Genomic DNA, 20,885 nt, shown 5'->3' on the forward strand with positions numbered 1-20,885 from the left:
ACCAAGCAGCAGAGTGCCGAGCAGCAGGTCTCAACGCATCAACAACTGTCCCTTTTCATCCGTACGCGGGTGGGGACGTTCACTTGTACGCCGACACCGCCCAAGCCGACCGAGCCGCCCACCATTGTGGGCAGTACCAATGCCCACGGCGGCCGGACGGGCGGGCAAGTGTCCGACGAAAGTGGCTCAGGGGACGGCAGCGCGTTAAAGGTTGCCGCGCGGGCAGGAACCTGGCTTGGGATCACGGTTTCATTGCTGGCTGTGCTCGCGTTCTTTGGCATCACCAGCATCGGTGACTTCGGTGGCTTCGTGACGACCGATAAGGAAGCGAACCGGGAAACGTGTCGGATCGCTGATGAGGCGGCCAAACGTGTGCTGTTAGTGGGGTTGGATCGGGAGAGCGCCTCTGACTACTCAGAGCAGATGAGTAAGGCGGCAGGGGAGGCTCGGAACGCAGAGCTGAAGGAGATCCTGGCCACTGAGGCTGAGGAGTTCGGCTCAAACGGGGGGTGGGCGGACCCGCGGAGCAACGTCGAGGACGACCCCTATGCAAAGGTCTACGACGAGTGGGGAGACTATTGCCGCCCCGGCTACTGGGGCGTTGAGACGCCTGGTGAGGAGCGCTTCTAGGTCCTCCACGGGCACCCATTAATACACGGAGCGATCGGACCCGTTTTGTGCGACATCCCTGTGAGGTCGGAGCCATTCAGCGCCAGGATCCAGGACCTCCTCGTGACGACCTCCGCAGGGACCGGAATCGGTACCTACCTCAGGTCGCACACCTGGTCCTGCTGACGCGCCCTCCAGGTCACCGCCAGGCGGCCGCCTCGGTCGCGTGGATGCAGTAGCGCTCGTAAGTGCTCTCATCGCTGCTCTTGGGGACCGCACAGGCGGTGACCTGGAACTCGCCGTCGCCCACACTCACCATGCTGGTGAACTTGTCGTCCCCGTACTCGATCTCGGCAGTGCGTTTGGCACGCCCGGTGACCTCTGCCGTATCCAGGTCGCCCGGGCGCCCCCGCTCGATCCGCGACCATACCGCCTGGCAGTTCTCGCTGTAGCGGAGCTGAAGGAGAGCGGGGTTCCCGAGCCACTGAGATCGACAGCTGGGTCAGACAGTCGTGGGGAAGGCAGAGCCGTGAGTGTCAGCTCGTGCAACACCTTCGCGGCCCGCCGCCGGGTCATCCGCCCCTTCGCCGAGTGGTCCGTGCTCCGTGAGGCACGTCGGGAGGCCGCGCAAGGCCGATACAGCGCCAACTCGGCTTCCGCCACAACCGCAACGACGTCCGACCGCGCAGTGACCGCTCCTGTCAGCCTCCGTTTCCGGTGCTGGCTGTACCCACGGCATGGCTCAGCACGAAGTCGCGCGCCAGGCGTGCGGCCTGCTCACGGGCCTCGATGGTGATGCCGTGCCGAGTACGCGGCAGGATCACCAGACGTGCGCCAGGGATCTCCGATGCCATGAGTTCGGCGACCTGAGCGCGGACGATGGGGTCCTCCGCGCCATGCAGCACGAGAGTAGGAGCCGTGATTTCATGCAGCCGGGCAGTGCAGTCGTGGTTCTGAATCGCTGTCATGCGGCGTGCGTCGGCGTCTACGGGACGCCCCCGCAGGGCGCGCTTGGCGTCGGCGACGAGCTGCGGGTCGTTCGCCTGCCCCTCGGGTGTGAGGAGCAGGTCCAGCGCGAACTGCGCCCGCGCGTCCGGCCCCATGGCGGCAATGCGGTCACCAAGGCTCTCGGTCATGGTCCAGCTCGGGGTGGCGCCTGACAGTATGAGAGACGCGACCCGCTGGGGGTAGTGGATCGCCAGGTGCATGGCGATCGCTCCGCCGTACGACACTCCCATAACGTGCGCGCGCTCAAATCCCAGCGCGGCAAGGAAGTCGGCGCAGTCAGCGGCTTGCCGAACGATGTCGTATGGCTCGGGCCCGTTGAGTGTGTCACCGGTGTCACGCTGGTCGAAGCTGATGGCCAGGATTCCAGCGCCTAACAGGGGGCGGAAGGCATCAAACTGCCCCCTATGGCTCTCCCCGCCATGCAACAGAACCAGCGGTTCCCCCTGGCCGGACTCAACGTAGGCAATATCGATGTCGCCGACTTTGACGTGCTGAAACCCCTCAGAACTCACGCGCTCACCTCCACAGGCGTGCATCCATCGCCTCGGCGAAGACGGGATCGGCACAGGACGGCGGGCTCGCTGCCACCGAGCGATGGGAACGCTCGATCATCTGGTCACTCACTCTCCGATCGTCTCTGAGTACAGCATGGGAACCGGGTATCGCCCAGTCGCTGGTTCACCTCTGCCCCGACCACTACTCCACAAACGAAGGCACCCTCAAGTGATCAACGCACCACCCCCGGGTGATCACGTGGTCGAGGCACAGGTGCGTGACTACGGGTTCTCGCCGGCTCAACAGGATGAGATCTGGCGACGTCGGCGCGAGGGGCAGTCGTTCAGCTTGATGGGGCGGGCGCTTGGTGCGCCGATGCACCATGTCCGCCCGGTTTCTGTACCAGAGCGGCGGGGTTCGCCTCACTCCGCAGCAGCGGTCGGAGCGCCCGGTCGGCCGGGGTCGGCACCCGCGGTGCCTTCTTCAGCCGGGGCACCATCGTGAAGCGGCGGGTGTGGCAGGCGGAGGCGACCGCGCCGCCGCGTGAGCGGCAGGGCGAGCCGGGCTGCGCATCGCACTTCGGGCAGGCGTGCTGTTCGACATCGTCCGCGTCCGGCCGGCCGGTCGGTCGGTCGGTCGGGGAAGGCTGCTGAGGAACCGTCATGAGCCTGGGTTTTCCCATAATGCAAGTCTCAGAAGGGGGTCTGCCCCGCTTTTGGGTGAGAACGGGTTCTGCGAGCGAATCCGGGATCGGCGGGGGCCCGGTGGCCCGATATTGATCTTGCTCGCGCAAAGGAACGTTTGTGAGAATCACTCGGCATCGGGGGCGGTGTCGCTCGGGTGGGTTCCGGTGAGCTCCGGCCTCGGAGCACATCGGTACAGCGGCTATCGGTGAGATTGATCACGGTCCGGGCGGCCTTCGCACTTCTGCGCTGGTTGCGCCGGCCGCGTATCCGCTGGGAAATCCGCGCCGACATCCACCAGGCCTTCCTCACCCTCGGGCGCGCAATCGCCTGCTGGCGGCGCCTCAAAAGCAGTGCTGATCTGATCCATCAGCCCGTACTGCCTACCAGTGCCTCGCCGAGTGGGGTGCGCCGGTAGAGCACCGACCGTCCGGACCGGGCGCGGACGAGCAGTCCCGCGCCTCGCAGGATGGCGAGGTGGTCTCCTACCGCGCCGGGCGTCATGGCGAGGCTTCGGGCGAGGTGGCTGGTACTGGCCGGGGCGTCCAGCGCCAACAGCAGCCGGGCTCGGGCCCGGCCGACCAGAGCGGTCAGGGCGTCCGGTCGGGGGACGCTCTCCTGTTCGCCCCACAGGGCGGCGGTGCCGCGGGCACGATAGATCAAGGTCCTGGGCCAGGGGTCTTCCAGGTGGGCGGCGATATTCGCGACGAAGACCGAAGGGATCAGCAGGAGCCCGTCGCCGGCGAGGCGGACTGTTCCGACTTGGGGGAAGTGGCCGATCTCGATACCGCCGGCTTGCCAGGCGATGCTCGGGTGCAGGCTCTCGATGGTCGTGACCCATCCGTGTTCGCCGATCACACCCACCCGGTGCACGACGTCGCGCTCACAGATCGCGCGCAGTTGCGGCCAGTCCGTGGCGAGCAGCTCGTGCCATGCCTGGTCCATCGCCTCGGCGATCCTGGAGGCGGCGTCCGTCGAGTCCAGCACTGCGCGTACGCGGGGATCGCGGGCGGACGGGCCAGTCGCGTTGGTGGCGATTTCGTGGCGGGCCGCTTCCAGCGGTGTGGCCCGGATCATGGCCAGGTCGTCTGCCCAGGTCTGGTTGAGGCCGCGCGGGGGCGGGGCGACGAAGTTCGGTCCGGATTGGGGGCTGTGCAGGGCGAGGACGGCGTTCAGTTCGCTCTCGCGGCGAAGCCGTTCAAAGGCCGGCAGGAGCCGGGTGGCCCAGGCTCGCGGCAGCGGCCGGTCTTGGCCGGCGAGCGAGCGCAGCAGGAAGCAGAGGTCCATCGCGGGGGAGAGTGCGAAGCGGCTGCGCAGCAGGTCCTCGACGGAGACTTCGAAGCGGAGCACCCTGCGACGTTACCGCAGGACGTCCGTTCCGATTCGTCGAGCGACGAATCATTGTTGGGTGGGGTGGGCGCACGGCGAGGCTGGGCGTCATGACCCCAACCGCCGAACCCGCGCAGGGCAACCACCGTGCCACCTACCGGGAGGTGCTGGCCGAGCCGCGATTCCGGCTGCTTTTCTCAACCCGAACCGTCGCGATCACTGCGGACGCGCTGCGGATCACCACGTTCTCGGTGCTGGTCTTCTCGGCTACCGGCTCCGCGCTGCTGAGCGCACTGGCCTTCGGTATCGGCTTCATCCCGCAGCTGTTCGGCTCGCTGCTGCTGGGCTCACTGGCCGACCGGCTGCCGGCCCGCGCGCTCATCACCGGCGGCTACGCCTTGACGTGCGCCGCCGCCCTGCTGCTCGCCCTGGTGCGGATGCCGATCGCGGCAAGCCTCGGTGTCGTGGCGCTGGTCGCCCTCGCCACACCGGTGTTTCACGGCGCGTCGAGTCGGCTGGTCGCGCAGTCGCTGGAGGGCGACGCCTATGTACTGGGCCGTTCACTGAACAACATCGCTGCCTCCGGCGCGCAATTGTTCGGCCTGGCGCTGGGAGGTGCGGTCGTCGCGGTACTCGGCCCGCACCGGGCGCTCGCGGTAAGCGCCGTCCTCTACCTCGGCTGCGCGCTCGCTATCCGCCTCCGGCTACCCCGGCTGCAGCCAGGAGTGTTGGGCAGCACACCCGGCAGCGCTCGGGGCGATGGCGGGGCCGTCCGTGCAAGCCTGCACGGTGCCGGGCTGCTGCTGCGCGGACGCACGGTGCGACGACTGATGCTGGCGCAGTGGCTACCGACCGCTTTCGTAGCGGGTGCGGAAGGCCTGCTCGTCGCCTACGCGGGAGGACGCCACTTCGCGCCCGGCTGGTACGCGGTGCTGATGGGGTGTCTGCCGGTCGGCATGCTTGTCGGTGACCTTCTGGTGGGCCGACTGCTACGGCCGCCCACCCGGGAGCGACTGGTAGTCCCGTTGATTGCGCTGATGGGACTGCCTCTGGTCGGCTTCGCTGCCGAGCCCGGAGTGGGCGTCTCGTCCTGTCTGCTGCTGCTCTGCGGATTGGGATTCGCCTACGGTCTCGGCCTGCAACGGCCGTTCCTGGACGCCCTGCCGCAGGATGGCCAGGGCCAGGCCTTCGGTCTGCTCGGCTCCGGCAGCATGACGCTGCAGGGCGTCGGGCCGGCCTGCTTCGGCGCGGTGGCCGCAGGCATCGGAACAGGCGGCGCAATCGCCCTGGCAGGCGGTGCGGCGGCGCTTACCGCCGGCTGGATTCTCACCTGGCACCCGCCCACCTCCCCGGTCTCCGTCCCGAACTGCTCAACGGGATCAGAGAACGGCACCGAACAGCATGCGTGTAGTTCTCCTGCGCAGTAACCGTCGCCGGTCGAGTCGGCCGCGAGCCGTCACGCACCCCACCCCCACCCCACGTCTCTCTGACAGACAGTCACTCCCGGTAGTTCATTGTGTAAGGAGTCCTAAGCCTCGGCTCTGTCGGCCGTTGTGGACCACGTACGGGATCTTGAGACCGCGAGCAGCCCGTGGAAGGTTCATGCCGCATGATCGATGAATTCGCGAAGCACGACCTGCACAGGAGACTGCGGCGGGACCGCAAGGCGCTGCTCTGGAAACTCGACGGCTTGTCCGAATACGACGCCCGCCGACCTTTGACAGCGACCGGGACCAACCTCCTCGGCCTGGTCAAACACGTGGCCACCGTCGAGGCCAGGTACTTCGGCGAGGTCTTCGACCGCCCTTCCCCGGAACCGCTGCCCCGGTGGCAGGACTACAACGGCAACGATCTGTGGGCGACCGAGGACGAGACCCGCGATCAGATCATCGGGTTCTACCGACGCACGTGCGAACACTCTGACGCGACGATCAACGAGCTTCCCCTCGACGCCCCCGGCCACGTGCCGTGGTGGCCGGAGCCTTGTCCCAACACGAACCTGTTCGCCGTCATGGCCCATGTCCTCGGCGAGACCAACCGGCATACCGGGCACGCCGACATCCTGCGCGAGGGCCTCGACGGCCGGACCGGGGTGCGCCCCGAACACGAGACGCAGATCGACGAGGAAGCCCGTGCAGCCTTGCGCGGCCTGCGGCGAGACCCGGGCGAGACCCTCGCACCAGACGTGCGCGCCGTGCCGACGTCGCCAAGTCGCCGCGACCCGGTCCTGCTCGGCGTGCGGCAGACCGTCCCACCTGGACCCGTGCACCACATGCAGGCCCCGGCCGTCAGCGCCCTGTGCACTGTGCGCCGCCAACGCCGAGGTGTGCGCCCGCTGGCCGCTCGGCCCGGTTTGCAAGCCCTGCTATCGCTATGCCCGAACCACCCCCGGCACCTGCCCGGCGTGCGAGCGGACCCGGGTGCTGATCGCCCGGCGGGACAACCGCCGCGTCTGCGGCCCGTGCGCGGGACACACGGACCCGTACGCCTGCCCGCGCTGCGGAGATCCGCGCTCCTACATGGTGCGAGGGCTGTGTGACCGCTGCACCCTCCACGACCAGCTCGACGCCCTCCTCGACGCCGTGCCCGCAGCGGCGCGCAGCCGGTTCGAGCCCATGGGGGCCGCGCTGGCCGACGAGGACCGTACTGAACTGGGTCCGTAACTCCCACTCCGCCCGGCTCCTTGCCGACCTCGCCGCCGCCGAACGAACGCCGACCCACGAGGACCTGGACGGCCTTGCCCGCGACGTGGGCCGCGGCGACGCCCAGACCATCGACTACCTGCGTGGCATCCTGGTCACCTACCAAGTACTGCCCGAGCGGGACGAACTCGTGGCCCGCATCGAGCGCCACCTCGCCCGGACTGTGAAGCGCCACCCCGAACACGCCCTGCTCCTCTCCCCCTACGTCCGCTGGTCGCTGCTGCCCCGCGCCCGCAGGGCGAGCCCGCGGCCCGCAGGCTCAAAGCACCGCATCCGCTGGGCCTACACCCGGATCAACACTGCTGTGGCCTTCCTCACCGCCATACGCGAGCAAGGACTCGGCCTCGCGGACGTCACCCAGCACCAGGTCGACGCCTGGCTCGCCGACGCTCCGAGCACGCGCTACGAGGTCCGTGACTTCGTGGTCTGGGCCGCACACCGCGGCCACAGCCACCCGCTCCTGGTGCCCCACCGACCCAAGAAGGATCCGGTTGGCCTCAACGAGGACTCCCACTGGGAGCTCCTCCACCAGTGCCTGACCGACACCGCCCTCCCCCTCGATGTCCGGGCTGCCGGCGCGGTACTCCTCCTGTTCGGCCAGCACCTCGCCCGCATCGCGGCCCTGCCCATCACCTCCCTGAGCCGGCGGCGGCGCGCCGGGCGAGCTGCTCCGCCCTGACGATCCGTTCCACCTCGCCGAGTTCGGGCTCAAGGATTCGACGATGGTCGGCCCATCGCCGACCACGGACCGGATCGGCCAGCATCAACGGCTCGATCCGGTCCCACATCCCATCAGTGATCACCCACCAGACAGACACATCCGATCTACCGACGAGCAGATCAGGGAGACACGCTAGACGCGCTCCAGCGCGCGGTGCGGATGGGCTGGGAGTTCCACCACTACGGGGTCATCGGGCCGGATGGTCCCGGTCTGGCGGACCACGCCCATGACGCCGCATTTGAAGGTGAACTCGTCGGAGAGCGGGTCAAGGGCGAACATCTCGCCCAGGAGACCTGTCTGGAAGTCGTTGATCTTCGAGCACGGGTTGCGCAGTCCGGTCACCTCGACCGCTGCGTCGGCTCCAAGCCGCAGCAAGGACCCGGTGGGCAGGCCGAGAAGGTCCACCCCGCGGGTGGTGATGTTCTCGCCCAGCTGGCCTGCGGAAACCTCGAAGCCCTTGAGCGCGAGTTCCTCGAAGAGCTCTTCGTGCATCAGGTGGACCTGGCGCAGGTTGGGCAGGTCCGGCTCGTAGGTCATGCGGAACTGGTGGCGGATCGTCTCGCCCGCGTGGACGTCCCCCTCCACACCGAGACCGGCGAGCAGGGTGATGGAGGCGTGGTTGGGCTTGCTGAACGAGTACAAGGCGTTGCGGCTCACCGCGGTGATTCGGCCTGCAGTCACGACCCCTCCAGGGCGGTCTGGGCGAGGACCGTCTCGCGCAGGGCGGCGGGGTCGACCTGGAGGGCAGCCAGGACCTTCAGGGCGTGGCCTTCAGGCACGGTCAGCAGGCCGAGGCAGGCAGCGAGCGAGGCCATCAGGAAGTCGGCGGCGATAGGGGCGAGGCGGCGTACTGCCACAGCGGTGCTCCGGAGGGGTAGGGGCTGATGCCCGCCTCATGATCCCAGAATGCAAGCGGGTGTGACAGGTAGTCATACGTGCTGGTCATCAGTCACGGGATGTACCCGAATCCAGGTATCAGTCCGGAGCCCCTATCAGGGGCCAGGCGGCCCAGGCCGAGGGCAGGTTAAGTCCACCCGGCAGGGGCGACCCGCTCGGCGGCGACCGCGCCACGCACCTGGACGAGCTTCTGCCGCACTGGGCGGACACCGAACGCTACGGCCTGCAGGTCACCACCCTGCTCCTCGCCCTCGACGCCACCGACCAGGACCCCCACGGCCCCCAGGCCCGCACCGCCCTCCGCATCACCGCCTACCTCGACCCCGCCGGACAGGCCACCGACCTATGGACCACCAACGCCTTCCTCACCTACCTCACCCAGCAGCAGCCCGCCGCCCCAGCCCGACGAACCCTCACCCTGCGCCGCCGGCGCAGAAGCGCGGCACGGACCGTCACTGGTGACGAGGCAGCCGCAGCGCTGCGGCTCCTCGACAGGACTGATCACGTACGACTCCACCGACCACCTCCGCGCGGTACGCATCCACGCACTCACCGCCCGGGCCGTACGCGAGACCATCCCTCAGGACCAGCAGCCGGCGACCGCCGTCACCGCCGCCGATGCCCTCGTCGAGATATGGCCAGACTCTGACCACGCCAAGCGCGAACTGGCCAGCATGCTACGCGCCAACACGGACTCCCTCACCACCCATGTCGGAGAGTCCCTATGGACGCCCGACTCCCACCCCGTGCTCTACCGCGCGGGAGCAAGCCTCCTCAATGCTCACCTCCACAGCGCTTCCTCGACGTACTGGGAACACATGGTCGCCGACTGCGAGCGGCTGCTGGGCAACGAACACCCCGACACCCTGAGCGCCCGCGCCAACCTCGCCGCCTCCTACTGGCAGGCCGAGCGCACCAACGATGCGATCAACCTGCTGGCACACACGGTCGCCGAGTACGAGCGCCTACTCGGCGACGAACACCCCGACACTCGTGCTGTTCGTGGTGCGCTGTCCCGGTGGCGGTCGGCAGAGGGTGGTTCTGGGGAGCCTCCGTGTTAAGACCGTGTCCTATGTGGTGATCACTCATTGGGTTGTTCATGGGGCGGGATACGTGGAGTGGGATTGTTCCGGACGGGCTGTGGGAGATCGCGAAGCCGTTGATCCCGCCGTCGAGGGTGCGGCCGCAGGGCGGGGGGACGCAGGACACGCCTGATGAGACGCCGTTCGCGGCGATCGTCTACGTGCTGGTGAGCGGGTGTGCACGGCGGGCTCTGCCGCCGTGTTTCGGGGTCTCGAAGTCGACTGCACACCGGCGCTTCGTCATCTGGTCCAGAGCCGGTGTCTGGGGTCGGCTGCACGAGGCGGTGCTCGACCGCATCGACGAGTGCGGCCTGCTCGACGTGACCCGCGTGATCCTCGACTCCGCCCACGTACGGGCCAAAAAAGGGGCGAACTCACAGGCCCGAGCCCCGTGGACCGGGGTAAACCGGGTTCCAGGATGCACGTCCTGTCGGACGCGAACGGACTGCCCCTGGTCGTCGGCATCTCCGCCGCCAACACCCACGACAGCCAGGGCCTGAAGCCCATGGTGGAAGTGCACCGTGTGCGCTGACGAGTTCCGGGCCAAGATGTTCCACCGCGTCCGCGGCATGGCCGCGTGTCCCTCCTGCTCCGGCCGGGTGCGCTACCAGGCGCTGTCGCGCGAGAGCCTCGAGATCGCGGCGCTGTGGCACCCGTCCCTGAACGAGTCCCTCACCCCGGCGGAGGTGACCGCCGGGGCCAACGTGCCGGTCTGGTGGCTGTGCCCCGCCGGACACGAACCTTGGTCCGCCCAAGTGGCGCACGTGTTCATGGGCAGGCAGGGCTGCCCACGCTGCCGGAAGCGGACAAGCGTCTCCCGGCAGGAGACGGAAGTGTTCGCCGAACTCCAGCTCGTCCTCACAGGCGGAGAGCAGCAGTACCCGCTGCAGACGCCGCACGGCCGCTACCGGCTCGACATGCTCTTCCCAGCGGACCGCGACCAGGCCGTGGCCGTGGAGTTCGACGGCTCGTACTGGCACCGCGACGCCGAGGAACGCGATCGGCTCAAGGCGGAGGCCGTAGAACACCACCGGCCCGGCTGGATGGTGGTGCGGGTACGTGAGGAACCGCTGCGACCGACCCGGTATCGCGACGTGGTCGTGCCGTACCTGGCAGACCCGTTCACGGCCGCCAGCGTCGTTGTCGAGCACCTGATGCCGCTGGCGTCGTGGCCCGACGACACCCGTCAGCGTGCGCGCGCCTACCTCAAGGGCGGGCGCCGTCGGGGAGCTGCGCTGGCCCAGCGCCTGATCAACGAGCGACAGCCCGCCGCCCCACCGGCCGGCGACCGACCCGCACCCCAGCCTCTCTCGGGGCGGATCGCGGGCGTGCAGTCTGCCCTGCGGTGAGGGCGGACTCCTGCCCACGACGACAGCACTCGGCCTCCTCCGGCTACACCGGCGCCCTCGCCTACGTCGGCTGGCTGAAGGGCATGACCCGCAGTGATGCCTGGAAGGCGGCGCGCCGCGTGCTGGCTCGGGTGGAACTGACGGAGCAGAGCGACTTCAAGACGGCGAACTTGTCGGGCGGACAGTTGCGACGAGTCGGTGTGGCAGCCGCCCTCGTGCACGGTGCCCGGGTTCTCCTGCTCGACGAACCGACCGCCGGCATGGATCCCCATCAGCGCCGGATCTTCCGGGACCTCCTGCTTGGCCTCAGCGATGAGGTGAGCGTGCTCATGTCCACGCATGACGTCGCCGATCTGGCCGAGGACGCCGATCACGTCACGGTCCTGTCCGAAGGTCGGATCTTGCACTCGGGCAGCACGGACACCTTCCTAGCCCTGGCCCCTGAAGGCATAGCCGCCGGCCGGCAGGCGGAGGGTGCGTACACGGAGCTGCTCGCGCGATACGAGTAGGCGACGACTCACCGCTCCTGCCCCCCGATACCGTCTTCGTTGGCTCCGCAATGGAGCCTCCGGCCTTCAGGTCCGGCATGACTTCCCCCGGCACTGTCACGTTGACTGACAGGGTGGGAAGATCTTCGGGTTGGTCATTCTGGGGAATTGTCCGTGGGCAGTACTCCGCCGTCGTACAAGGGGCACCGGTACCCGGTCGAGGCGACCTCCCGCTGCGTGTGGCTGTACTTCCGCTTCCCGCTGTCATTCCGTGAGGTGGAGGAGCTGACGCTCGAGCGCGGCGTGATCGTCTCGTACGAGACGATCCGGCGGTGGTGCGCAAAGTTCGGCCAGATCTATGCGAATGAGCTGGGCCGACGCCGGCCACGGCCGGGTGACAAGTGGCACCTGGACGAGGCCTTCGTGAAGATCAACGGCGAGCAGAAGTATCTGCGGCGGACCGTCGACGCCGACGGTAACGTGCTCGACATCCTTCTCCAGGGCCACCGGGACAAGGCCGCGGCCCGGCACTTCTTCCGCACACTGCTCAAGAAGATCTGCTCGGTGCCGCGTGTGGTGGTCACCGACAAGCTCCGTTCCTACGGCGCTGCCCACCGCGAGGTGATGCCCTCCGTCGAACACCATTCCCACAAGGGTCTGAACAATCGTGCGGAGAACTCGCACCAGCCCACCCGGCAGCGCGAACGGGCGATGAAGGGCTTCCGCTCCGCCGGCGCCGTAGCCTCTCCCGGTTGGTCCGCCAGGCAGCGCTCGGCGCGATCATGGATGGCAGCGAACGCATCACCAAAGCGTCCCTCGAGGTCATCCAGCTCGACCACCTCGCAGAGGAACACTACTGACCACGCACCAACCGCCCCACACGCAGGCGTCCAGGCCGATAACAGCACGACCGAACCGACGCTGAGCCGGAAACACAGGCCGGGCGGCCCGGGACGTACGCGGAAGCCCCGGCTGCCTTACGGCCCGGCAGTAGATCTGCACAGGCCCCCTACACTCACCCAACCAACCTGTGCAGCACCCACAAAACCCAGGTCACCGCCACCGTCACCCCACCGGACGCAGGAACAGGCAGGCCTCACAACAGACTTGGAACCCCACCCCCCGAACGGAAGATCACCGAGTCAACCCGCGAAACCCCAGCTCACAGAAGCCCTCCCTACGCAGACCCACCGACCGGCGACACCCAACCTCACAGGGCAATACAGACTACGCAGCGCGCCTCCTTCGGCTTACTACGCCCCGGTCACGGCGATTGATCTTGATCGCGCTCCCGCCCGCTGCTAATCCGGTTGAACCAACCCAAGGGAGTGCGCTGTGCGGCAGAACCACCCTGTTCCACCTCCTCCTACTCCGCGTTCACGTATCCGGGATGTCATCGGCGCCGTCACGATGCTCGCCCTCGTCGGGCTCACGGCCATGACCGGTCCGAGCGCCGCCGATCCCCGCCGAGCAGCTGCTTCGGACCCGGCAGCCGTGGTTCGTGACTGGAACGCCATCGCCACCGAGACGATCCGCGCCAGCCTGGGTGCCCGTCCTTCCGGGCAGGGCGCCGTCTGGCACGGGTTCGTCTCCGTCGCCGTCTACAACGCCGTGGTCGGCATCGAGGGTGGCTACGCCCCGTACGAGTGGCGGGAACGCGGCCCCGCCACCGCATCCTCCGCGGCGGCGGCCGCAACGGCGGCTCACGACGTGCTGCTCACCTACTTCTCCGCCTTCAAGAGCGGGCTCGACGCCGCCTACGCCGACTCCCTCTCCGGGATTCCCGAGGGCCTTGCGAAGGACCAGGGTGTCGCCTTCGGAAAGCGCGCCGCCGCCCACATCGTCGAACTCCGCGAGAATGACGGCCGGTTCGCGGATGTACCCTTCACCGCGTCGCCCGCTCCCGGGGTCTGGAGGCCCACCCCGCCCACCCATCAGCCCTTCATCGACACCTGGCTCGCCGAGCTCCGCCCGCTGCTGCTCACCTCCCCGCAACAGTTCCGCCCCGGCAGGCCGCCCGCGCTCTCCTCGGCTCGGTACGCCCACGACGTCAATGAGCTGAAGACCATGGGGTCGAAGACCGGCTCAGGCAGAACCCCGCAGCAGACCGAGACCGCCCTCTTCTTCAGCGGCAACCTGGTGGTGCAGGTCCAGACGGCCTTGCGGGACTATGCCGCCCGGCACGGGCTCGGCGCCGCCACCACGGCGCGGCTGTTCGCCGCGGCGAACGCGTCGGCGACCGACGCCGTCATCACCGCATGGGACGCGAAGCTGCACTACGCCTTCTGGAGGCCGATCAGCGGCATCCGCCTGGCCGACACCGACGGCAACCCCGCGACGACGGCGGACCCGGCCTGGGAGCCACTGCTCGTCACACCGCCCCATCCCGACTACGTCGCCGGCCACACGACCGTCGCCGCAGCAGTGATGCGCGCCGTGACCGGCGTCCTCGGCACCTCGCGTCCCGACCTCTACGTTCCCTCCGAGATCACCGGCACCACCCGGCTCTACGAGTCCGCTGACGACGTCAACAGGGACCTGATCAATGCCCGCGTGTGGGGAGGCATCCATTCCCGTACGGCGGACATCGTTGGCTGCCGGGCCGGCAACCGCGTGGGCACCTGGGCGCTGACCCACTACTTCCAGCCGGTACGCAAGACGAACGCACCGGCGCCGCAGTCGGCCCGGCCTGCCCAGACGCAGTGCCCCGGCGAGGCCGGCTGAACCGCCGGGCCGCAACAGACCCACCCCGGCTTCCGGGCCGGAGGCGACCCCAGGTGGGCCCCTTACAGGGCCTCTGACCTGCAGTTCTTCCCTGACCTGTGCGAACACCGAGCTTCAGCCCGCATCTTCACTCATCTGCCCGAATCTCCCCGGATCCTCATCCACCCGTGTTCTCGTGGGAACACGGGTGGGAACACCCCCAGACAGACCGAAAGCCCAGCAGTCGCCTGCCGGGCCTGCTCGCACCCCGTCGACTTATGGGGTGCGGAACGAGACGCGTACACCGAGAGCTCCCATGGTCAGTGCCGTTGAGTGCGAAGTAGCGGAGCTGATGCTCGAGCGCGGCGTGATCGTCTCCCACGAGACCGTCCGGCGACGGTGCGCGAAGTTCGGGCAGGCCTACGCCAACGGCCTGCGCCGGCAGCGGCCCCGGCGCGGGGACAAATGGCACCTGGACGAGGTCTTCATCTAGATCAACGGCGAGCTGAAGTACCTGTGGCAGGCCGTCGACGCCGACGGCAACGTGCTCGACATCCTTCTCCAGAATCGGCGGGACAAGACCGCGGCCGCCGACCGCGAACGACTCCTCGGCAACGAACATCCCAACACCCTGACCGCCCGCGCCAACCTCGCCACCTCCTACCAGCAGGCCGGGCGCACCAACGACGCCACCAACCTGCTCGAACACGTCCTCGCCAAGTACGAGCGGCTGCTCGGCAACGAACACCCCGACACTCGTGCTGTTCGTGGTGCGCTGTCCCGGTGGCGGCCCGCAGTCCGGCTCGGTGGAGTTCATGCACTGGCCGGCCTGGCCGACGACGCCCCCGACGACAACCTCCGCAAAGAGTGACCACATGACCGGGCCAAACAAAGAGCATCACGCTCAATGGTGGCCGGCAATTCGGTGGCGGGTGCGCCCGGCAGGGTCTAACGTCCCGATCATGTACTCGGTCATACACAACTGGCAGTCCCTGCGCATCCGTTCGGTGTCCCGGACTCGGTGCTGACGCGAGCGTTCGCCGGCACCTGGTCATCCGCGCACTGTTCACCGTTCGCCTCAGGATGACGAGGATTCCTTCATGCGCACCACCTCACACCCCACCTTCGTGTTCGTTCCCGGTGGGTCCAGCAACGCCCGGGCCTGGGGACCGTTGCAGAACGGACTGGCCCTGCACGGGCACCGCTCCTACGCCGTCGACCTGCCCGGTCACGGCGACACAGCCGACCACCCGGCCGCCTACTACCAGCAGCCGCAGGACCTGGCGGCGCTGGCCACCGCCCCGTCCCCGATGCGCGGCATCACGTTGCGGGACAACGTGCGCCACGTAGTGGACGTCCTGCACCGGCTCGCCCCATCGGGGCCCCTGGTCCTGGCGGGCAACAGCTTCGGCGGCCTGACCGTCACCGCCGTCGCGAACGCCGTGCCCGAACTCCTCGACCGTGTCATCTACTTCTCCGCGGTCTGCCTCAGCAACCCTGCAATGGTGACCGGGGAGTGGGACGTCCTCGACAACAACTTGCTGGACGCCGCAGCGGAACGGATCACCGTGCCGGGCACAGGAAACCAGGGGGTGGTGCGGCTGAATTGGCGCGCCGCGCATGCCGACCCCGAGCTGTTCTCTCAGCTCAAGGCCGCCGTCATGGCGGACTCCACCGACCACCAGTTCCGGATGCTGCTGGACTCCATGGACCCGGACGAGAATTACGCGGTACTGGAGGAGGGCGCGGTGGCCCGGTCTGCACAATGGGGGAAGGTTCCGCACACCTTCGTGCGCCTCTCCCAGGATCTGAGCATCCCTCTGGCAGTGCAGGACTACATGATCCGTAAGGCGGACGAGCTGACGCCCGAGAACCCGTTCGACGTCCGCACACTGGCGGCCTCGCACGTCGGATACTTCAGCCGCCCGCACCTCTTCGCGGCGCTGCTGGCCGACCTGGTCCGAGTAGCGCCGATGTAACAGGGCCTCCCGTCCCGGTCTCCGGGCGGTGGTCCAGTCGCCGAAGACGTCTCCGTCGGCGCCACGGAGGTATGCCGACGAGGACGATCAGGAATGGGTCCTTCACTACCGAGTCAACGCGCGCTCCAGCCAAGTCCGCCCTGATCCTGACGTTCGCGACGATCGTCGCGAACGTCAGGATCAAGCTGAGACCAGGAACCTGAACCCGGACCCCAGGCCTGGATGTCCAGGGCTCAGGATCGATCCGCAGGCTCAGGCAGCCGAGGCCTTGACGCCCCCCTTGCCCCGGTAGTCCGGGATCTGCGTCTTCTTCTGGGACTGCTTGGGCTGCCCGGTAGGCGTCGTGGTCGTGGCGGTGGTCGTCTTCTTCTGGTCTCGGAGCTTGGCGACCCGGTCGGTGACGCAGGTGTCGTATCCGCCGCACTCGGTACGGGCCTGCTGGTACAGCGGGTCCGCGTCGGACTCCTTGGCCTTCTTCATCGACTCCGCGATCGCCTTCGCGTTCTGCTTGCACAGCCTGTCAGTGCGCTCCATGACGCAGGTGTCGTACCCGCCGCACTCGGTACGGGCCTGCGAACAGACAGGCCAAGCCCAGTAACTCACCGTTACCGATCACGGAAGCTGAGCCAGAGCCCGAGTTTCAGAAGCACCTGCTTGGCAGTGGCTTGTAAGGGGCGTGTGCGTGGACCGTGCCTCGTCGGCAGGGGTTGCGGACGATGCGGATGGCGGGGCGTCGCAGTCGGCCAGGTCGACCGGCCGGGAGCTCACCGACTTCGATGCGCCGCATCGCCCACACTGGCTGGCGTGGACGCCTAACCGACGTCCCTGGGGTCCTGCTCCCTCTCACCGGCGGTGCTGATCGCGGGATCGATGTCTCCCGCCTCGGATCGACCTGCTGGCACGGCACGGCCGGGCATACCGACCGTCTGGTGATCTGGCCATCCTGGTGCCGGGGGCGGCGGCAGTGGTAGACCAGGGCGGGTGGCCGGTTCGCCCACACTGTCCGGCCGAGGACGACTTCCTCGAATCGATCCGCCAAGGACCGGCGGAGACGGCAAGCCGGTGTGGATCGGCGGGCGTGGATGCAGGCGAATGTCGTGAAGGCTCCCCGTGGCGACCGGGCGTGCACGACGGCGTCGAGCAGTTCGCGCTGCCGCTCGGGCCGGAACGACGCCCACGGCAGGCCGCTGACGATGGCATCAGCCTGGCTCAGGCCGCGCTCGGTGAGGAGGGCGGGGAGGTCGCGGGCGTCGGCGGTGAGCGCATCGACGGCGGGGAAGCGTTCGGTCAGCAGGGCGGTGAAGCGCTCGTTGACGTCGAGGGCGATGTGCCAGCCTCGCCCGTCGAGTCGCTCTTGGATCGTCCGCGTGAACGCGCCGGTGCCGGGGCCGAGTTCCACGACGACCGGGTGCCCGTGGACGGAATCGGGGATGCGACCTGCCGGGCGAGGGCTTTGCTGCTCGGAATCACGGAGGCGACCACGGTCGGCGCCTTGACGAACTCACGGATGAACGGAATGAGGGTGCTGCTCACGACGCCTGGCCGTCCTTGATGGTGAGTTGGTCGATGATGTGGGTCGGCCCTGCGGTCGTGACGTTCGGGATGCCCAGGAGCGGCACTGGCCGCAGCCCGCATTTTCCCGCAGATGGAGATCTGCCAGGTGTAAGCCGCAGAGCTCGCCGATGCGGAAGCCACCGTCGGCCAGCCAGTTCACCACCATTTGGTCACGGGCGGACGACACCGAGGACAGCAGCATGTCCCTGGCTCCCTCCGGCACCATCTTCGGATGACGTCGGCGCACCCGACTTGGGGGCAGCGGGTTGCTCGGCATCGACGTCTTCACATGCCCCAGCAGGGCCCTATTGCGGTCCGCGCGGCTTGGCAGGCGCGTGCGATCCAGCTGCCTGCCGAGTTCCTCATTCACGCCGAGCGCGGCCTGGTGCAGGTAGAAGCCCTTCAAGCGGGAGGCTGTCAGCGACAGCGTCGACTGCACGTACGGGCACTTCGCCTCCCGCCACGGCAGCCCGAACGGGCCTGGCGTCTTCGCCTCCACCGCCCCCATGTACCGCTGCAGGTCCGCCAGCGTCACCGACCCCAGCGGCAGATACTCCCGCTCCAGCCACCTCAAGTGATCAACCAGCAGGTACGCGTACGTCCGGTCGGTTCCGGGCTCTCGCAATCGCAAGAACCGATCCGCCTGGGCATGCACCCCGCCATCGGGCCAGACGATCGTGAATACGCGGGTTCCATCCCCGTGCTCCACCGCCTGTACCCACCAACCCCCGGCTCACACACGCCCCTTGTCCCCATGACGCACGTCGCGTACACGACGGTCAACGGCTCCGCAACGATTCAGGACATGGGCCAAACGAACGTCACGAACAGCCACAGAACGGGTCGGTAAGTTGCGGGAAGTCGTACGTTGCGTCTTCGGACCCCGGTGGCCAAAAGCCGTTCCGCCACGAGGCCACCTTCGTCATCGTGCCAGGGCCGGCGGACCGGACGTGGATCTCTTTCCGCTCTTACAACGCCCCGACTTGTACTTGTGCCACCAGGACTCGCACCTGTACGTGCACCACATCACGGACAGCCAGGGTCGACAGGACGCGCCGTTCCGGATCCTCGCCGGGTTCGCGTAACGGGTCGGGACCTCCCGCAGCATCACAGTGACCCGGCCGCCATCGACCGGCTCGGACGGGCGGCCGGTCCCGGCCGACCGCCATGACGCGCAGGACGCGGCGGCCGACGAGGAAGCAGAGGTCCGGTTCGGTCGCCGACGGCCTTGGGTGAACCCCGGCCGATCCGGCTGGTGGTATCTTCCCTCCGTTCCGCCCGGTTCGCGGACCTGCTGCGGGGCCGGAACAGCTGGTCCGCTGCCAAAGCACAGTCGCGCATGCCCGCCCGAACAGACGCGCCGTCAACCAGTCGCCCCCCCGTTACCTTTTTCGTGGCTCCGCAATGGGGCTACCGGCCTTCGGGCCCGGCATGACTTCCCCCCCTTGTTGTTCATGATCCGGGGGGTGGTGTCACCGGGCCCGGAGGCATCGACGGACCGCTGATGAGGGGCTTGAGCCCCGGCTTCACCCGAGCCGGAAGAGCTCTCCGTAACGTGGATGTGGCAGCTCGGTGCCGAGGCGAGGCCGGACGAAAGCGTGATGGAGGGGCCTGCACGTGATCGACACCGGCGACATCGACGTCTTCCTCGGCCTGGACGTCGGCAAGGGCGAACACCACGCCACCGCCGTCACCCCGGCCGGCAAGAAAGCCTTCGATAAGCGCCTGCCCAACACCGAACCCAAGCTCCGCGAGCTGTTCGCGAAGCTGCAGGCCAAGCACGGGACGGTGCTGGTCGTGGTCGACCAGCCGGCCTCGATCGGGGCTCTGCCGCTGGCGGTCGCCCGGGACATGGGCTGCCCGGTCGCCTACCTGCCCGGGCTGACGATGCGGCGGATCGCCGACCTCTACCCGGGTGAGGCCAAGACCGACGCGAGGGACGCGTTCATCATCGCCGACGCGGCCCGCGCGATGCCGCACACGCTGCGAGCCATCGACGGCGAGGACGAGACGATCGCCGAGCTGGAGATGATCGTCGGATTCGACGACGACCTGGCCGGCGAGGCCACCCGGGTCGCGAACCGGCTGCACGGCCTGCTGACCCAGATCTATCCGTCGCTGGAACGGGTGCTGGGGCCGCGGTTGCAGCACCCGGCCGTCCTCACGCTGTTGGAACGGTTCGGCTCCCCGGCCCAGATACGCAAGGCCGGTCGTCGGCGGCTGGTGACCCTGCTGCGGCCGAAGGCACCGCGGATGGCCGAGCGGCTGGTCGAGGAGATCTTCGCCGCGCTGGACGAGCAGACCGTCACCGTCCCGGGGACCGAGGCTGCCGCGCTGATCGTCCCGAGCCTGGCCGCCTCGCTGACGGCCGTGCTCGACCAGCGCAAGCTGCTGGCCGGGCGGATCGAGGAACTCCTGGAGGACCACCCTCTTTCCAAGGTCCTGACCTCGATGCCGGGAGTCGGCGTCAGGACCGGGGCCAGGATCCTGATCGAGGTCGGCGACGGCAGCACCTTCCCGACCGCCGGCCACCTCGCCGCCTACGCCGGCCTCGCCCCGGCCACCCGCAGTTCAGGGTCGTCCATCCGTGGCGAACAGCCCTCCAGGAGAGGAAACAAGCAGCTCAAACGGGCCTTCTTCCTCTCCGCCTTCGCCGCCCTGGCCGACCCGGCATCACGGACCTACTACGACAAGAAAATCAGCCAGGGCAAACACCACACCCAAGCCCTGCTCTGTCTCGCCCGACGACGAGCCGACGTCCTGTTCGCCATGCTCAGAGACGGCACCTTCTACGAACCCCGGACACCCGGAGCGAGCTGAGGGCAACCGGCCCCGCCTGCGAACCAAGATCATGCAGGCCCATGGCGGCAGCCCTACATATCGTGAACCTCCACGGAGAACCCCTCCGCAAGGACGGAGTTCAGGTGCTCCGCATGCGCACCCAGCCATTGGCGCGCGTCAGAGAACTGCGCCGTCAGTTCGACGAGCACATAGTCCTCGGCGCCGTCAGTCGACCTGCCACAGACACAGCAACGGAGACGCTGACTCACCGCACCCGTCCACTCCGCTCCGTTCCCGCCCACTGCCACCGTCTCATCATCAACATGCACGGGCACATCGTTCCAGACGCCCTAAAACAGCACCCATCCACCTTGACCAAAGAGATAGGGGCACCCCCCCGGCGCTCGCACCGGACGTGACGACGGTCCGGCTCATGACCGCCGGGCATCCTGGACGATGCGGGCCCCTGGGACACCCGATCGGAACACGGGTGAATTGGTGAAAT

The 20,885-nt window shown here is 68.2% G+C and carries 17 protein-coding genes and 7 pseudogenes; 15 read left to right on the forward strand and 9 right to left on the reverse strand.

Annotated elements, in window-relative coordinates; genetic code table 11:
• A partial coding sequence (locus ACFYY7_RS22150) for a hypothetical protein (RefSeq protein WP_388663757.1) occupies nucleotides 1-630 on the forward strand: 630 nt, incomplete at its 5' end.
• Nucleotides 631-808: 178 nt separating this feature from the next.
• On the opposite strand, the pseudogene ACFYY7_RS22155 reads toward ACFYY7_RS22150, so the two are convergent.
• From ACFYY7_RS22155 to ACFYY7_RS22165, 3 genes and pseudogenes are all read right to left on the reverse strand, one after another.
• Nucleotides 809-1,060: pseudogene (locus tag ACFYY7_RS22155) on the reverse strand (hypothetical protein); the annotation flags it as partial.
• A gap of 250 nt (nucleotides 1,061-1,310) precedes the next feature.
• On the reverse strand, nucleotides 1,311-2,129 hold the full coding sequence (locus ACFYY7_RS22160; RefSeq protein WP_388663759.1) for an alpha/beta fold hydrolase: 819 nt from the start codon (nucleotides 2,127-2,129) through the stop codon (nucleotides 1,311-1,313).
• A gap of 1,035 nt (nucleotides 2,130-3,164) precedes the next feature.
• Nucleotides 3,165-4,145: a winged helix-turn-helix domain-containing protein gene (locus ACFYY7_RS22165; protein WP_388663760.1), complete on the reverse strand. Its 981-nt coding sequence runs from the start codon at nucleotides 4,143-4,145 to the stop codon at nucleotides 3,165-3,167.
• A gap of 89 nt (nucleotides 4,146-4,234) precedes the next feature.
• On the opposite strand from ACFYY7_RS22165, the gene ACFYY7_RS22170 reads away from it, so the two are divergent.
• The 3 genes and pseudogenes from ACFYY7_RS22170 (at nucleotide 4,235) to ACFYY7_RS22180 (ending at nucleotide 7,505) form a co-directional block, all read left to right on the forward strand.
• Entirely contained in the window at nucleotides 4,235-5,551 is a 1,317-nt protein-coding gene (locus ACFYY7_RS22170; RefSeq protein WP_388663762.1) for an MFS transporter, read from the forward strand.
• Between the two features lie 182 nt (nucleotides 5,552-5,733).
• Nucleotides 5,734-6,270 (forward strand): annotated as a pseudogene (locus ACFYY7_RS22175) (DinB family protein); the annotation flags it as partial.
• A 389-nt stretch (nucleotides 6,271-6,659) separates the two neighbouring features.
• On the forward strand, nucleotides 6,660-7,505 hold the full coding sequence (locus ACFYY7_RS22180) for a hypothetical protein (RefSeq protein ID WP_388663764.1): 846 nt from the start codon (nucleotides 6,660-6,662) through the stop codon (nucleotides 7,503-7,505).
• 28 nt (nucleotides 7,506-7,533) lie between these two features.
• Here ACFYY7_RS22180 and ACFYY7_RS22185 read toward each other — a convergent pair.
• From ACFYY7_RS22185 to ACFYY7_RS22195, 3 genes and pseudogenes are all read right to left on the reverse strand, one after another.
• Nucleotides 7,534-7,644, reverse strand: a pseudogene (locus ACFYY7_RS22185) (IS5/IS1182 family transposase); the annotation flags it as partial.
• Between the two features lie 35 nt (nucleotides 7,645-7,679).
• Nucleotides 7,680-8,228, reverse strand: coding sequence for an MOSC domain-containing protein (locus ACFYY7_RS22190; protein WP_329595596.1), 549 nt, complete (start codon nucleotides 8,226-8,228; stop codon nucleotides 7,680-7,682).
• Nucleotides 8,225-8,404: a Clp protease N-terminal domain-containing protein gene (locus tag ACFYY7_RS22195; RefSeq protein ID WP_329595597.1), complete on the reverse strand. Its 180-nt coding sequence runs from the start codon at nucleotides 8,402-8,404 to the stop codon at nucleotides 8,225-8,227. The genes ACFYY7_RS22190 and ACFYY7_RS22195 overlap by 4 nt, the downstream gene beginning before the upstream one ends.
• Before the next feature lie 498 nt (nucleotides 8,405-8,902).
• On the opposite strand from ACFYY7_RS22195, the gene ACFYY7_RS22200 reads away from it, so the two are divergent.
• From ACFYY7_RS22200 to ACFYY7_RS22240, 9 genes and pseudogenes are all read left to right on the forward strand, one after another.
• Nucleotides 8,903-9,505 carry a tetratricopeptide repeat protein gene (locus ACFYY7_RS22200; RefSeq protein ID WP_388663766.1) on the forward strand — a complete coding sequence of 201 codons (603 nt, stop codon included), beginning with the start codon at nucleotides 8,903-8,905 and terminating at the stop codon, nucleotides 9,503-9,505.
• A gap of 38 nt (nucleotides 9,506-9,543) precedes the next feature.
• Nucleotides 9,544-10,055, forward strand: a pseudogene (locus ACFYY7_RS22205) (IS5 family transposase); the annotation flags it as partial.
• 40 nt (nucleotides 10,056-10,095) lie between these two features.
• Complete coding sequence (locus ACFYY7_RS22210; RefSeq protein ID WP_388664201.1) at nucleotides 10,096-10,875, forward strand: zinc-ribbon domain-containing protein; 780 nt, start codon at nucleotides 10,096-10,098, stop codon at nucleotides 10,873-10,875.
• Nucleotides 10,872-11,384 (forward strand): ATP-binding cassette domain-containing protein, encoded by a 513-nt coding sequence (locus ACFYY7_RS22215; RefSeq protein ID WP_388663767.1) that lies wholly within the window; start codon nucleotides 10,872-10,874, stop codon nucleotides 11,382-11,384. Before ACFYY7_RS22210 ends, ACFYY7_RS22215 begins: the two co-directional genes overlap by 4 nt.
• 153 nt (nucleotides 11,385-11,537) lie before the next feature.
• Nucleotides 11,538-12,104 (forward strand): annotated as a pseudogene (locus ACFYY7_RS22220) (IS6 family transposase); the annotation flags it as partial.
• A 696-nt stretch (nucleotides 12,105-12,800) separates the two neighbouring features.
• Nucleotides 12,801-14,087, forward strand: a complete 1,287-nt coding sequence (locus ACFYY7_RS22225; RefSeq protein ID WP_388663769.1) for a vanadium-dependent haloperoxidase — start codon at nucleotides 12,801-12,803, stop codon at nucleotides 14,085-14,087.
• A gap of 295 nt (nucleotides 14,088-14,382) precedes the next feature.
• Nucleotides 14,383-14,691: pseudogene (locus ACFYY7_RS22230) on the forward strand (DDE-type integrase/transposase/recombinase); the annotation flags it as partial.
• Nucleotides 14,692-14,706: 15 nt separating this feature from the next.
• A pseudogene (locus tag ACFYY7_RS22235) lies at nucleotides 14,707-14,937 on the forward strand (tetratricopeptide repeat protein); the annotation flags it as partial.
• A gap of 229 nt (nucleotides 14,938-15,166) precedes the next feature.
• Nucleotides 15,167-16,045 (forward strand): alpha/beta hydrolase, encoded by an 879-nt coding sequence (locus ACFYY7_RS22240; RefSeq protein ID WP_388663771.1) that lies wholly within the window; start codon nucleotides 15,167-15,169, stop codon nucleotides 16,043-16,045.
• 252 nt (nucleotides 16,046-16,297) lie between these two features.
• On the opposite strand, the gene ACFYY7_RS22245 is transcribed toward ACFYY7_RS22240, so the two are convergent.
• The 3 genes from ACFYY7_RS22245 to ACFYY7_RS22255 form a co-directional block, all read right to left on the reverse strand.
• Nucleotides 16,298-16,579 carry a hypothetical protein gene (locus ACFYY7_RS22245; protein ID WP_388663773.1) on the reverse strand — a complete coding sequence of 94 codons (282 nt, stop codon included), beginning with the start codon at nucleotides 16,577-16,579 and terminating at the stop codon, nucleotides 16,298-16,300.
• A gap of 106 nt (nucleotides 16,580-16,685) precedes the next feature.
• Nucleotides 16,686-17,444: a class I SAM-dependent methyltransferase gene (locus tag ACFYY7_RS22250; protein ID WP_388663775.1), complete on the reverse strand. Its 759-nt coding sequence runs from the start codon at nucleotides 17,442-17,444 to the stop codon at nucleotides 16,686-16,688.
• 102 nt (nucleotides 17,445-17,546) lie between these two features.
• On the reverse strand, nucleotides 17,547-18,308 hold the full coding sequence (locus tag ACFYY7_RS22255) for a hypothetical protein (protein ID WP_388663777.1): 762 nt from the start codon (nucleotides 18,306-18,308) through the stop codon (nucleotides 17,547-17,549).
• Here ACFYY7_RS22255 and ACFYY7_RS22260 point away from each other — a divergent pair.
• On the forward strand, nucleotides 18,281-18,715 hold the full coding sequence (locus ACFYY7_RS22260) for an AbfB domain-containing protein (RefSeq protein WP_388664203.1): 435 nt from the start codon (nucleotides 18,281-18,283) through the stop codon (nucleotides 18,713-18,715). The two genes, ACFYY7_RS22255 and ACFYY7_RS22260, sit on opposite strands and share 28 nt — an antisense overlap.
• Nucleotides 18,716-19,216: 501 nt before the next feature.
• Nucleotides 19,217-20,419 (forward strand): IS110 family transposase, encoded by a 1,203-nt coding sequence (locus ACFYY7_RS22265; RefSeq protein WP_388663779.1) that lies wholly within the window; start codon nucleotides 19,217-19,219, stop codon nucleotides 20,417-20,419.
• Nucleotides 20,420-20,885: the final 466 nt, after the last annotated feature.

Origin of the sequence: Streptomyces sp. NPDC001933, assembly GCF_042890955.1 — a bacterium.
Taxonomy (GTDB): domain Bacteria; phylum Actinomycetota; class Actinomycetes; order Streptomycetales; family Streptomycetaceae; genus Streptomyces.

Bases quoted from the DNA above. Each gene is read 5' to 3' on its own strand.
- ACFYY7_RS22170 (WP_388663762.1), top strand. From the start codon at position 4,235: ATGACCCCAACCGCCGAACCCGCGCAGGGCAACCACCGTGCCACCTAC.
- ACFYY7_RS22210 (WP_388664201.1), top strand. From the start codon at position 10,096: ATGGCCGCGTGTCCCTCCTGCTCCGGCCGGGTGCGCTACCAGGCGCTG.
- ACFYY7_RS22225 (WP_388663769.1), top strand. From the start codon at position 12,801: ATGACCGGTCCGAGCGCCGCCGATCCCCGCCGAGCAGCTGCTTCGGAC.
- ACFYY7_RS22240 (WP_388663771.1), top strand. From the start codon at position 15,167: ATGCGCACCACCTCACACCCCACCTTCGTGTTCGTTCCCGGTGGGTCC.
- ACFYY7_RS22245 (WP_388663773.1), bottom strand. From the start codon at position 16,579: ATGGAGCGCACTGACAGGCTGTGCAAGCAGAACGCGAAGGCGATCGCG.